8 protein-coding genes, 2 tRNA genes and 1 pseudogene are annotated in these 13,653 nt (G+C 38.6%); 9 read left to right on the top strand and 2 right to left on the bottom strand.

Translation table 11 applies throughout. The features are described 5' to 3' along the window. Positions 1-226: 226 nt before the first annotated feature. Together HCG69_RS06265 and HCG69_RS06260 are read right to left on the bottom strand one after the other, a co-directional pair. Positions 227-517, bottom strand: coding sequence for a DUF721 domain-containing protein (locus HCG69_RS06265; protein ID WP_002559425.1), 291 nt, complete (start codon positions 515-517; stop codon positions 227-229). Next, the gene (locus HCG69_RS06260) at positions 514-1,626 is read right to left on the bottom strand and encodes a DNA replication/repair protein RecF (protein WP_221649335.1); all 1,113 of its coding nucleotides are present in this window, start codon (positions 1,624-1,626) and stop codon (positions 514-516) included. The genes HCG69_RS06265 and HCG69_RS06260 overlap by 4 nt, the downstream gene beginning before the upstream one ends. Positions 1,627-1,787: 161 nt before the next feature. Between HCG69_RS06260 and HCG69_RS06255 the strand changes: the two genes are divergently transcribed. The 9 genes and pseudogenes from HCG69_RS06255 (at position 1,788) to HCG69_RS06215 (ending at position 13,626) form a co-directional block, all read left to right on the top strand. After that, entirely contained in the window at positions 1,788-2,471 is a 684-nt protein-coding gene (locus HCG69_RS06255; RefSeq protein WP_221649334.1) for a tetratricopeptide repeat protein, read from the top strand. Positions 2,472-2,563: 92 nt separating this feature from the next. Further along, on the top strand, positions 2,564-3,058 hold the full coding sequence (ribH, locus tag HCG69_RS06250) for a 6,7-dimethyl-8-ribityllumazine synthase (protein ID WP_002559422.1): 495 nt from the start codon (positions 2,564-2,566) through the stop codon (positions 3,056-3,058). Positions 3,059-3,129: 71 nt separating this feature from the next. Further along, positions 3,130-3,212: transfer RNA gene (locus HCG69_RS06245), tRNA-Tyr, on the top strand. A gap of 8 nt (positions 3,213-3,220) precedes the next feature. Then, positions 3,221-3,293, top strand: a tRNA-Gly gene (locus HCG69_RS06240). A gap of 525 nt (positions 3,294-3,818) precedes the next feature. Beyond that, the gene (locus HCG69_RS06235; RefSeq protein WP_221649333.1) at positions 3,819-5,696 is read left to right on the top strand and encodes a glycoside hydrolase family 2 protein; all 1,878 of its coding nucleotides are present in this window, start codon (positions 3,819-3,821) and stop codon (positions 5,694-5,696) included. A 67-nt stretch (positions 5,697-5,763) separates the two neighbouring features. Continuing rightward, complete coding sequence (locus HCG69_RS06230; protein ID WP_221649332.1) at positions 5,764-7,605, top strand: ELWxxDGT repeat protein; 1,842 nt, start codon at positions 5,764-5,766, stop codon at positions 7,603-7,605. Positions 7,606-7,794: 189 nt separating this feature from the next. Then, positions 7,795-10,935, top strand: a pseudogene (locus HCG69_RS06225) (SusC/RagA family TonB-linked outer membrane protein). Between the two features lie 17 nt (positions 10,936-10,952). Beyond that, a complete protein-coding gene (locus HCG69_RS06220; protein ID WP_221649331.1) occupies positions 10,953-12,638 on the top strand; it encodes a RagB/SusD family nutrient uptake outer membrane protein in 1,686 nt (561 codons plus the stop codon). A 16-nt stretch (positions 12,639-12,654) separates the two neighbouring features. Continuing rightward, the gene (locus HCG69_RS06215; RefSeq protein ID WP_221649330.1) at positions 12,655-13,626 is read left to right on the top strand and encodes a DUF5017 domain-containing protein; all 972 of its coding nucleotides are present in this window, start codon (positions 12,655-12,657) and stop codon (positions 13,624-13,626) included. The last annotated feature ends 27 nt before the right edge of the window (positions 13,627-13,653 follow it).

The raw sequence follows: 13,653 nt of genomic DNA, 5'->3' as shown, positions 1-13,653 counted from the left end.
TGCTTCCCGCACGGGGAGGTACGCCAGGCAATGGTTTATAGAAACGCAGATGAGCGCAAATTCACGCAAAGCATATCATCGCTCAAATATAGTACAGCCATTTAATCTGCGAAAATCTGCGATCATTTGCGTTTCAATAAAACGCTGTCACATAGTATGAACTAAATTTGAAGTACTGCTTAGAAAAGATACACACTGTTAATTTATCGTTTTCAGTCAGGTATTTTCATCTGAATATAATATTTGTAATCACCGTAGCTCCCACCTTTTGATTCAGATTACGGACTAATAATTCACGTCCCATCATCAATTCCTGACGGAGTGCAGCAGAGGTAAGATGTACATAAAGTATTTGATTACGAATGTATAACTCTTTTGTATAAGAAGCGATTGCCGGCCCCAATATCTGTGGCCAGGCATCCAATAACCGTTGTTCATTCAGAGGAGACTCCAGACTTTCCTGGCGGAGAAACTGCTGAATCAGTTTTCCGATTGGCTCGGCATTATTCCTTTTCATACTTCCCTGTCTTTCATTTCACTGATTTCACCTTGCTCTACCCGGAACATTTTATAATCACTGCCTACTTTATATAATATGCGATCCAAATGTTCCCGGTTCGTATCCGTTATAAATATTTGTCCAAAACTGTCTCCTGCCACCAATTTTACAATCTGCTCTACGCGTGATGCATCCAGCTTATCAAAGATATCATCCAGCAGCAACAAAGGAACAGTGCTACCGGTACGTTTCAAAAAATCAAACTGCGCCAGCTTCAATGCCACAAGATACGTTTTGTTCTGTCCCTGAGAGCCTTCTCTTTTTATAGGAAAATCTCCCAATAACATATTAAGTTCATCTTTATGAATGCCACGCAAAGAATATCCCATAATCCGATCACGTACCCGACTCTCTTTCAATACTTCCAGCAAAGAGGCATCACGCGCATGAGAATCGTATGACAATCCTACCTTCTCCTTATCCTGTGAAATATAAGAATAAAAAGACTGGAAAATCGGGATAAACTCCCGGATAAACTCTTCCCGCTTGCGATACACTACCTCACCTGCCTGCGCCATCATCTCTTCCCACACCAGAAACAATTCCTCTTCTACCGGAAGTTCGCTTTTCAATAGTGTGTTACGTTGTGCCAATGCTTTATTATAACGGATCAATGCTTCCAGATATTCCTTATCATATTGAGAGATAACCACATCCATAAAACGACGACGTTCATCACTCCCTCCCGCAATAAGTTCCGAATCAGCAGGTGAAACCATCACCAAAGGCAAAAAACCAATATGATCGGACAAACGGCTATATTCCTTTTTATTACGTTTAAACTGCTTTTTAGCACGGCGCTTCATACCACAGTAAATCTCTTCAGGCGTACCATCCGGTGCCTCATAAAATCCCTGTATTACGAAAAAGTCCTGTTCATGCCGTATGTTTTGCGAATCAATCGGATTGCCGGCACTCTTACAGAAAGAAAGAAAATAAACAGCATCCAGCAGGTTTGTTTTCCCCATTCCGTTTTGTCCGAAAAAGCAATTCAGCTTAGCAGAGAAATTCAGTTCTACCTGCTCCAGATTCTTATAATTCAGTATGGATATACGTTTCAGTATCATGTTTACACATTAAGTTGGTTACAAAAGTAGAAAGATTTTCGTGGTTTTAGGGTGTAAAACAAAAAAAGATGCCTCTAAATTTCGTTTGTAGATATAAAAAAACTACTTTTGCGAGTCGAAATATCAAAGTCAGAATAATAACAAAAAAGAATCATATAAAAATGGCAGAACAAAAGCACCACAATGAACAAATGAATGTGGAAGATGCACTGACACAGTCGGAAGCATTTCTTATCAAAAACAAAAAAGCAATCATCGGCGGAGTTGTTGCCGTGATTATTATCGTAGCAGGTTTCATCATGTACAAACACCTTTATGCCGAACCTCGTGAAGAGAAAGCACAAGCTGCTCTTTTCAAAGGTCAAGAACTGTTTGAACAGGATAATTTCGAGCAAGCATTAAATGGTGACAGTATCGGTTACACCGGTTTTCTGAAAGTTGCCAGTGATTTCAGCGGAACCAAAGCTGCCAACCTGGCTAAAGCCTATGCAGGTATCTGCTATGCACATATGGGCAAATATGATGAGGCAATTAAATATCTGAATGATTTTGACGGAACAGATCAAATGGTGGGTCCTGCTGTTCTTGCTGCTGCCGGTAATTGCTACGCACAACTGGATCAGCTTGACAAAGCAGTTTCTTCTTTATTGAAAGCTGCCGACAAAGCAGATAGCAACACATTGAGTCCTATCTACTTGTTGCAAGCCGGAGAAATCCTGGTAAAACAGGGAAAAGCAGAAGAAGCGATCAAAGCATATACAACCATTAAGGATAAATACTTCCAGTCTTATCAAGCAATGGATATCGATAAATATATCGAGCAGGCTAAATTGCTGAAAAAGTAAATAAAGTATCAACCAATAGTGAAGAGTGAAAAGTACTCTGTAGCCTTGTAGCGCAGTAGCTTTTCACTCTTTATTTTTAACTTATAATGATTATGGCTACAGCTTATCACAATTTATCAGACTATGATTTCAATTCTGTTCCTAATGCAGAAGAGATGAAATTTGGTATTGTTGTTTCTGAATGGAACGATAAAATTACAGGTGCATTGTTGGATGGTGCAGTAAATACATTAAAGAAACATGGTGCAAAAACTGAAAATATTCTGGTAAAGACAGTACCCGGAAGTTTTGAACTTACTTTCGGAGCTAACCAGATGATGGAAAATTGCGACGTGGATGCAATTATAATAATCGGTTGCGTAATAAAAGGAGATACCCCACATTTTGATTATGTTTGTATGGGAGTAACACAAGGAGTTGCCCAATTAAATGCAACAGGCGATATACCAGTTATTTACGGACTTATTACTACCAATACAATGGAGCAAGCAGAAGATAGAGCCGGTGGTAAGCTGGGTAATAAAGGAGATGAATGTGCAATTACTGCAATAAAAATGATCGATTTTGTTTGGAGTTTAAATAAATAGTTGTATCTTTGCACCGCAATTGAGAAACAAACCTGCTTAAGTGAAAGTAAAAGGTGCTCAAAAGCAAAAAAGGGCAAATACCAGAGTGGCCAAATGGGGCAGACTGTAAATCTGCTGTCTTTCGACTTCGGTGGTTCGAATCCATCTTTGCCCACAAAAATTGCGGAAGTAGCTCAGTTGATAGAGCATTAGCCTTCCAAGCTGAGGGTCGCGGGTTTGAGCCCCGTCTTCCGCTCTCAAGAGAATCCTGATAGTCAGATTATTGACTTTCAGGATTTCTTTTTTTAAACCAGTTGTAAATACAGACTTTGAGAATCACAGAAACACCATAATGAGAAATAAAAAGATATCTTAATACTCCACATACCATAGATACAAGCTATCAAATATTCTTTATACTGCCCATCTTTTTTCATTGAAAATACAATTTTCATCCAATCTCAATCTATCGGTTGCAGATATTTTTTCAAAGCATCTGATAATTATCAGTGCATTCAATCAATAGAAAGATATTCATTAAATAGACTATATAAATTTAATGCCATACGAAAAGTAACCTTCTTATATCTACTCCTTAAAACTATCCCCGAAACTAAAAAAACAGTAAATGGGCCCACTACGTACTTCACAAGATGATCATCAAAACAATAGTCCCTTTTTTCAGCACATTTTTACCTGTGTTTTTTTGGGGGGACCACTATATTTGCAGTGTGATTTAATTAATACAATATCTAATATTCATAATGTAAAACACTAAAATATGAAAAAAAAGATTATTCTGTTTTTGGGATTATTCTTAATAATAATCATACCCTCTTGTTATGCTATAAATATTCCCCGTCCCGAATATCCCCGCCCACAATTTGAAAGAGCAGATTGGATAAACTTAAATGGAACATGGACTTACACATTTGATTTTTCCAAGAGTGGTATGGAACGTTTTTTATATAATTCCGAAGGGTTCGAACAATCTATTATAGTTCCTTTCTGCCCGGAAAGTTCACTCTCGGGAGTTGAGCACAAAGACTTCATCAATGCAATGTGGTATCAGCGTAAGATTTCCATTCCGGCTACATGGGAAAATAAATGTATTCTGCTTAATTTCGGCGGAGTAGATTATAAATCGATCGTATATATTAACGGACAACAGGTTTTTATCCATTACGGAGGCTCCTCCTCTTTCTCTGTAGATATTACTCCATATGTTAAAGCTGGTTCTATCAGTAATTTAGTAGTATATGTAGAAGACGATTTACGACAAGGATTACAAACAGCCGGTAAACAGTCACTTCGCCTAAATTCTTACAGCTGCCACTACACACGGGTTACAGGTATCTGGCAAACAGTCTGGATGGAAGCCATAGCAAAAGATGGCTTGAAAAGCTGCCGTATTACCCCCGATTTAGATAACAAAAAATTTATTTTCGAACCGATATTCTACAATATAGATAGAGAAACCTCGTTTAAAGTTCGTATTTTAGATAATGGAAAAGAAATTTTCGTACAGCAAGTTCCCTCAAGTCAAAGTTCGTTCATTGTCGCCAAACTGAAAAACGTGAAAACTTGGTCACCTGAGTCCCCTTTCCTTTATGATATTGAGTTTACTGTATTGAATGCCAAGGGAGAAACAATTGACAAAGTTAACTCATATGCAGGCATGCGGAAGGTGGAACTTCGTGGGAAAACATTCTACCTCAATAACCAGCCATATTATCAACGACTGGTCCTTGATCAGGGATATTATCCCGACGGACAATGGACTGCTCCCAACGATGCTCAATTGAAAAGAGATATCGAATTGGGTAAGGAGGCCGGATTCAATGGTGCCCGCCTACATCAGAAAGTGTTCGAACAACGGTATTTTTATTGGGCCGACAAACTGGGATATCTCACTTGGGGTGAATCCGCCAGTTGGGGACTAAAATGGGAAGACCAAATGGCAGCCCGCAACATGATTACCGAATGGGAAGAATGTGTATATCGTGACTACAATGCCCCCTCTCTCGTAATATGGTCACCTTTGAACGAAACCTGGAAGGATGATATTGACGGTCAACGTGCCCGATTAACGAACGATCTCTATTTCATTACAAAACGCATAGACCGTACTCGTCCAGTAGTAACTACAAGTGGCGGATACCACGCCGGATTTACCGATATCTATGCTGAACACACTTACGTCCAGGATCCCGTCCTATTATACAAACAATTAGCTTTAAACGAAGAGGGTTATCCTTATGTATTCCGCCCCGACAAAAGTGCACCTTATAAAGGAGAAGCATATATAATCGATGAATTCGGAGGTATACAATGGTTCAAGGAGATGAAAGCACCTGAAGTCAGTGATCCCAAAAAGTTCTGGGGGTATGGTGCCCCTCCCAAAACGCTGGAAGAATTCTACCGAAGACTGGAAGAACAAGTTAATGTTATTCTGAGCCTCGACCACATCATCGGATTCTGTTACACACAGATAGTCGATGTGGAACTGGAAAAGAATGGCATCTACACATACGATCGGAATGAGAAATTCGATATGAAACGTATTCGACAAATCTTCTCAAAGTCTCGTGAACAAGCTAAAGAGGAAATAAAGAAGATGTTGAAAGAAAGAGAGATTGAAAATGAAAATAACAAATAAACATATGTAATGTTAGTTGAATTATTTTACACAAAATCAAATTGTTAACATTTAAATTAGTTGAAACATGAAAAAAAGTACTTTTTCACTTCTGATCGCTACATTAATGGCAGGAAGTGTAGTATCGCAATCATTGCCGGAAGGTATGACAAGTCTTCTTCCGGAAGGAGTAAAGGCAAATATTGCAACGGAACAAAAAGGTAGTAAAAAGAAGGATCTGGTAGTTGCAGGAGAAAAATCGAAGGGATATAAGGCTTTTTTTGCAGCTTCAGACGCTACCCACGGCGAAGAGCTTTGGGTAACCGACGGAACGAAACAAGGAACCTACATGGTAAAAGACATTTGGCCGGGCAGCTCCGGTTCAAATGTAAATTATCTGACACGTTTCAATGACAAAGTTGTATTTGGTGCCGATGATGGAGAAAATGGTATGGAATTGTGGATTTCGGACGGAACGGAATCAGGTACTTACATGGTAAAGAATATTCATGAGTGGGCTTCTTCGGATCCGCGCGGGTTTACACAAATCAATGAAACCCAATTTATTTTCGGGGCCAAAGATTTTGAGAGTGAAAATTATGATGCTGCCCGAGGGGAACAATGGTGGCTGTATGTCAGCGATGGAACTCCAGAAGGAACTGAGTTGATTTATGAATGTGATACAAGATTTCCCGGACAATCTTACGGAACTACATGGTCAACTCCTTATTGCCGTGTCGGAAGAAAAGTATTCTTTAAAGCAGATAATACAGATGGTACGGTAGGTGAAGAGCTTTGGGTAACAGACGGAACCCGCGAAGGTACCAAACTGGTTATGGATATTAATACGGAAATGTTAACTACTGGAACCGGATCCTCAGCTCTCGATAACTTGGTTAATTTCTATAATGAAAAACTATTCTTTAAAGCATGGACTATCGAACACGGTGCTGAACCTTGGGCCAGTGATGGTACCCCTGAAGGTACATATGAAATTAAGGATACAGACCCTTCATTGGATGCAAACTCAAAGCCACGCAGTGGAGGAGTTTCCTGCCCTGGTATATATCCATACAACGGAAAAATATATTATCGCGGATATGACCCGGAAAAAGGATTCGAACTAGCATGTACAAATCTGGAAAAAGAAGATTATACTACTTTTGATATTAATGTGAACGATCCTACGAATGAAAAGAATGGTTTTGCTGACCCTGGTGTCGAATTTGACGGAGTATATATGTTCTGTGCCGACACTGGCAACGATGCAACAAAACCGAATAATTTCGGTGGTGAATTACACTATACCGATGGAGTAACAGTGACTATGCAGTCGGATAAGGCTCCCGGTTCACTTAGTCATTGGGTAAAAGATCTCACTGTAGTTTCTGGTAGTTTGTATTGGTGGAATGCAGGTGGTGCAGTAGCTGAAGATAAAGAAAAACTTTTCAGAATAGACAACAAAGACCAATTCCCGGTTCGTGTTACTAATTTTAATCCGGCCGGTGACAAAGTCCACACATTACGCAACCTGAATGGCGATCTTCTATTTGCCACGAATGATGAAAGCAAAGCATTGTATATTTATCACTACCGCAAAGAAGGATACGATCCTGTAAAGGATGCCGATGATTTAGATAAGAGTTTAGAGTTCAGAACCCGTGCAGAGATGGAAGGAACAGGTATTAAAACGACCCAGGTACCGACAGAAGCAATTATTTATCCAAATCCTGCATCCGATAAATTCAATTTCAATGTTCAGGGAAATGTAAAAAATATAAAGATATACGATATTTCCGGAAGATTGATAAAAGAAGAAACTAAATTGACTACAAATTCAGTTAATATATCTTCTCTTACTAAAGGAATTTACCGTGTTTTGTTCACTTGTACAGAAGGCTCTTTTGTTTCCAGCTTACTCGTAAACTAAATAACATGAGCTGAATATAGATTTTAGACATAAGAAAAAGAAATAAAATTTGTATATCAAATAAAATATATTCTTTTATTCTTATGTCTAAAAATAATTTGTAACAAGAAAAAATAGATCTATATAAAAATCAAAACGGTTTCTGTATTAATCTATTAGATGAACGATTATTTAAAATCTAATTATTGAATGAATAAGCATCAATTTTATAAGATGGCGGCACTCCTTGCAGCCCTATTGTTTACGCTTGCTTCATATGGGCAGAACATTTTTTCACTATCGGGAACCGTATTGGACAGCAAAAGCAAAGAGCCACTCATTGGTGTCACTGTAGTGGAAGAAGGTACCACAAATGGTACAGTAACTGACCTGGACGGAAAATTCGTCTTAAAAGTAGCCTCTAACGTAACTCTTCGTGTCAGCTATATGGGCTACACAAGTAAAAAAATAACTGTTACCAACAACCATCAATTGACAATATTGCTGGAAGAAGAAAGCAGATTGCTGGATGAAGTGGTTGTTGTAGGATATGGTGTTCAGAAAAAGAGTGATATAACAGGAGCCATCTCTTCTGTTTCAGGTGAGGCAATAAACAATGTCCCGGTTGCATCGGCCTTGCAAGCTTTACAGGGTAAAGCTTCCGGTGTGAATATTATTCAAAACACCGGTGCACCAGGAGGTAATACAACCATCAAGATTCGAGGAACAGGTACAGTCAATGACGCCGATCCGCTTTACGTAGTGGATGGATTTATTGTTGACGGGATAGACCACCTAAGTCCAAACGACATTGCTAATATTGAAATATTGAAAGATGCAGCTTCAAGTGCCGTATACGGTGCACGTAGTGCTAATGGCGTTGTGTTGATAACTACCAAGAGTGGTGAAAAAGGAGAGATGAAAATTTCATTTGATAGCTTCGTAGGGGTTTCCACTCCTTGGAAAAAAATATCAGTAATGGACGTAGAGCAATACGCCCTTATGCAAGACTATATTAATGGATTGTCAAATTACTCTGTTGACGGTCAACTATATTATTCTAAAAACTCATCCGGAGAACTTTATTACGATAAATATAAATTTTTCCTTGTCGATACAATCAGAAATAATTCTCCTAATAATTGGTGGGATGCAATCACTCAAACCGGTTTCAAACAACAATATAACCTTTCAGTATCCGGAGGAAATGACAAACATAAATACATGGTCAGCGGAAGTTATTATAATGAAAATGGAATTGTAAAGACTTCCGGATACAGACGTTTCAACACACGCATCAATCTGAATAGTAAACTGGCATCGTGGTTAAGCATGAATGCAAACATCATGTACACAAATGAAAACCGCCAGATTGTACCCGAAGGAAAAAGTAGCGTACTAAAACAAGCTCTGTTTCAAAATCCAATGATTTACACATACAATTCAAAAGGATATTTTTCCGAAAATCATCCGATTGCAGTATTGGAACGTAACCACAATAAGATGAGTAGGCACCGTATTGATATGAACTTAAGTCTTACTGCCCAACTCTTAAAGCAACTAACCTATCAGTTTAAAGTATCGGACTACATTGTTCCCGAAACACTTTCTAATTTTTATGAGGTGAATAAATTAGAAGAAGATTTTCAGATGCCCAATGACCTGACTACGATATATAAGCGTCAAAATCTGACTAATAAATGAGAAATTAATAATTTAGTCACATTTATTTGGAATAATAATGTACACGACATCACAATCATGGCAGGTCAGACAGCCGAAGGCTACCGTTATAGTTTTCAAGAGTCGAACAGAAAAGGCACTGCAAGCAATTCATCCGACCTATGGTATTTGTCGAGTGGATATACAGGTGATAAAACTTATGGACGTGACCGCCATTGGAGTGCATTAGGTTTTGTAGGACGAATAAACTACAATCTACTTGACCGCTATCTGCTTCAGGCGAATTTTCGTGCCGACGCTTCCTCTATTTTTGCCAAACAGGAAAGATGGGGCTTCTTCCCTTCCGTTTCATTGGGTTGGAAATTCTCATCCGAATCTTTTATGGAAAGTGCCGATTGGCTTTCGTTAGGTAAACTTCGTATAGGATGGGGACAGTTAGGAAATAACAGAATCGATGAAATGTCCCGCTATACGCTGTTAAATACACAGTATAATTATCCGTACGGAATAGGAAATCACATCCTCTACCCGGGTATTACTGCAACAACTATCGGGAACCCTGACATTCGATGGGAAAAAACGGAAACCGTTAATATAGGTCTTGATATGGGCTTTTTTAAAAACAGACTAACAATCGGACTGGAATTCTTTGACAAGCGAACCACCGATATGTTGTTACGTGTTCCTGTCACTTTATCGGCAGGCCTTGACGATTCTCCGATGACAAATGCCGGCTCTGTCCGTAATCGTGGTGTGGAATTAATTGTGAATCATAAGAATAGCATAAACAAATTTAGATATGAAATAGGGTTCAATATATCCTATATTAAAAATAAAGTAATGAGTTTGGGTACAGGCAATGAACCTATTTACGGAGCACGACTGGACGAGTCGAGCATTGTTGACTTTGTAACAAAAACAGCTGTAGGAAAACCGATTGGTAGCTTTTTCGGATATGTAACAGACGGCATTTTCAATACATATGAAGAAGTAAAAGCAAGTGCACAATACGAACCCGGGAAAAATGCCCTCGATCAAATCACACGTCCGGGAGATTTTCGTTTTAAGGACTTGAATGGCGATGGTCGTATTACGGCAGAGGACCGGACATATTTAGGATCTCCACTACCCGATTTCGTTTTCGGAGTACCACTCTCTTTCAGTTATGCCAATTTTGACCTGAGTCTTTTCTTTCAGGGACAGACCGGAAATAAAACATTCAACGTAATGGATTATTACTTGAACAATGCAAGTTCAGGGAATGTCTATGCAGATATTCGCAGTAAACACTGGTCTGGTCAATTAACAGATGAGAGAAAATTCTTTCCAAGAAATCTCAATACATCCGTTCCCGATCTCGATCCCAATGATATGCCTCGTAATTTCAGAGCCTCCGATTTTTATGTAAAAGACGGTTCTTACATTCGTCTTCAGGAACTTCGCTTTACATATAATTTCACAGAAAAGGTATGTTCCAAATTATATCTGTCAAATTTATCTCTATATGTAGGAGCTTACAATCTGGTAACGTTCACACGATATAACGGATTTGATCCGGAAGTAGGTAAAATAGTGGGAACAGAAGGTAACAATCTTAATATGGGAGTGGACCACGGAAATTATCCGCAGGCACGTACATTTACGATAGGATTTAAAATTGCTTTGTAACTATAAACAACCGACTTATGAATAAGAATTTATTTAATGCACTGCTTATCCTAAGTTTCTCGTCGACACTTTTAACCGGGTGTAGTGATTTTCTGGAAAAAGAAGTCCTTGGAAGTTCCACAAACGAAAACTTTTACGATACACAATATAAATTACAAGCCGCTTTGAATGCAACTTATGATGTGCTACAAATGGACCTTTTTAATGAATGTGAGTGCCGTTTCGGTGAAGCCTGTGCCGATGATGTGGTAGGAGGCGATGAAAGTCTGAGCACTCAAATGGGACAATTGGTACAGTTCAGATTTAATACATCAAACACTTGGATAGAAGACAGATATAAAATTAATTATAAAGGGATACAACGCGCTAATCAGGTAATAGCCAATGTACACAAAGTAAAGTTATCGGTTCATGATTACGCTTCTTATAAGACTGTACGGGAAATATTGGGACAAGCTAAGTTTTTAAGAGCTTTATATTATTTCAACTTAGTCAAAACATATGGTGGCGTACCTATTCGTGAAGAAATAGAGACAATGGATCATTTTGTTATCCCTCGCAGCTCTGTCACTGAAGTATATGCTTACATCGAAAAAGATCTTAGAGAAGCTGCTATCATGTTGCCAGCACGCTATATGGGAGCAGATGCAGGTAAGGCAAGTAGTGCCGCAGCCGTAGCATTGCTGATGAAAGTACTCATGTACCAGGCTACTCCCGGGATACAATCTGAGAAGTGGCAGGAAATGGTAAACCTAGGCGAATACTTTATAGATGGTAAAAAAATGACTTTTGGAGAAATTCTCAAATTCGACACTTCAGTAGAAGATTGGGAAACTCTTCGTAAACGTCTTTGGTTTATGCCAAAAGAATTGATTTCTCGGACAGACCCTTATGAAACTACAGATACAGAATTACTTGCATTGCAAAATGCTTATTCACTTGGCTATAAAGATTACTATGGTAATGCTATCGAATATCTTGATCAGTTTTATCAAACCGGAGAATTCTGTAAAGGATCTATCTTTGAAGTTGTATTTAAAGAATCAGCAGATGGTTCTACAGGAGATACGAACGAGGGTTCTTCTATCTATAATAAACTGTACGCAGTTCCAAGTACTATGTTATGGATAAAAAGTGACATAAGGGCGGAGTTATTCGGTAATGATCCTCGTATTGCCACTGTTAGCGGACATCAGGATTATGCCCCCGATGGAGAAATAAACAATTGTGGACCAGGTAAGATCGTTTCATTAAAATGGTATACGCCTTTAAAAGATCGTCCGCAATATGGCGGTGACAATGGTAAAAACAGACGCTTAATTCGTTATGTAGAAGTTGTACTAATGTATGCGGAAGCATTAAATGAGTGCCACCAAGGTGCACGGGCATTAGAACAACTAAATAAAAGCAAAGCTCAAGCCAATACTATAAATAATAGTGCCACTCTCTATCTCGGAGGAGGCTATGGCTATATGCGGGATCAGATATGGAAAGAACGTCGTATTGAACTCAGCTACGAATGGGATCGCTTTTTCGATTTGGTCCGTCAAAAAAGAGCAGCAAGTGTACTTAAAGCATTTGGTGCCAAGCAATCCAATAAACGCGGCTACTTCTTCCGGGAAGGAGTTAATGAAATCTTTCCTATACCACAAAGCGAAATTGATATCTCTAATGGAATAGTGAAACAAAATCCAGGTTATTAATTAAATGTGTCATAAAATGAAAATAAGTATAAAACTGTTATTGGGTATGTGTCTCATTTTATTCATGGCTTCTTGTGAAGATGAGAATGCTCGCCCACCTCATGCTGAGATGCACATCAATAAGCTACAACTAACGATCAATGAGTCAATGGTTATCAACTTTACCGGTACGGCCGATCAGACTGTTATCTATACAGGTGATGACATGCATGATTATAATCTTCGTGACCAGAGCAATACAGGATTTGTGATGAACAAAGACCTGTTCACATATGCTTATTCAGTACCCGGAATATATAAGGTAGTATGTGTTGCTTCTACTTATACGGATCTTGCTACAGATTTAAAACGAGACACCTGTTCATACACAGTTACAGTAATTGACAATGAAACAGAAATCGAGAGACTGTCATGTCCTCAGGTGTTGTATGATGAAGTCTTTGCTAAAAGAATGGAAAACGATGAATGGTTGATGAAGCTTCCGCGTAAAGTAAAATATAGCACATCAATGCCTTCCATATCGCTTTCTCAAAGATTGCGTTTTTACATACCATCGGACTCAACGAAAGTATTTCTCAATGGAAAAGCATATTCGAATACAAGTAAGTATGATTTATCTACCCCGATCGATATCCAAGTAAAATCGAATTATGGAACAATTCGTCCATACAAATTATATACTTTGTATTATCCGGAATTTAATGCGTTTACACTAGCTGGTTCTAAAGGAACACTGTCCCGTTCAGAATTTGATTATAGTACGTTCGAAATGAATGTGACTTTACCAGCAGGTACGGATATCCGTAATCTTGTACCTGAATTCACATTGTATTCGGCTACGGACAAAGTCTACATTGGAGACACAGAACAGATATCAGGAGCCTCTACAGTAGACTTTACCAACGACGTTATTTATCGATTGGTATCTACTGTACCTGGAAACCCAGCTATGGAAGCTGTGTCGACCATTAAAGTTAATATAAAATAGGTACTAGTCTTTTGTTTTATTAATTGC

The organism is Bacteroides sp. K03 (assembly GCF_019734355.1).
GTDB classification, from domain to species: Bacteria; Bacteroidota; Bacteroidia; order Bacteroidales; family Bacteroidaceae; genus Bacteroides; species Bacteroides nordii.
This window is presented reverse-complemented; position numbering and strand designations above follow the sequence as displayed.

Coding starts and splice junctions, on each gene's coding strand:
- HCG69_RS06265 (WP_002559425.1), bottom strand. CDS start 517: ATGAAAAGGAATAATGCCGAGCCAATCGGAAAACTGATTCAGCAGTTT.
- HCG69_RS06260 (WP_221649335.1), bottom strand. CDS start 1,626: ATGATACTGAAACGTATATCCATACTGAATTATAAGAATCTGGAGCAG.
- HCG69_RS06255 (WP_221649334.1), top strand. CDS start 1,788: ATGGCAGAACAAAAGCACCACAATGAACAAATGAATGTGGAAGATGCA.
- ribH (WP_002559422.1), top strand. CDS start 2,564: ATGGCTACAGCTTATCACAATTTATCAGACTATGATTTCAATTCTGTT.
- HCG69_RS06235 (WP_221649333.1), top strand. CDS start 3,819: ATGAAAAAAAAGATTATTCTGTTTTTGGGATTATTCTTAATAATAATC.
- HCG69_RS06230 (WP_221649332.1), top strand. CDS start 5,764: ATGAAAAAAAGTACTTTTTCACTTCTGATCGCTACATTAATGGCAGGA.
- HCG69_RS06220 (WP_221649331.1), top strand. CDS start 10,953: ATGAATAAGAATTTATTTAATGCACTGCTTATCCTAAGTTTCTCGTCG.
- HCG69_RS06215 (WP_221649330.1), top strand. CDS start 12,655: ATGAAAATAAGTATAAAACTGTTATTGGGTATGTGTCTCATTTTATTC.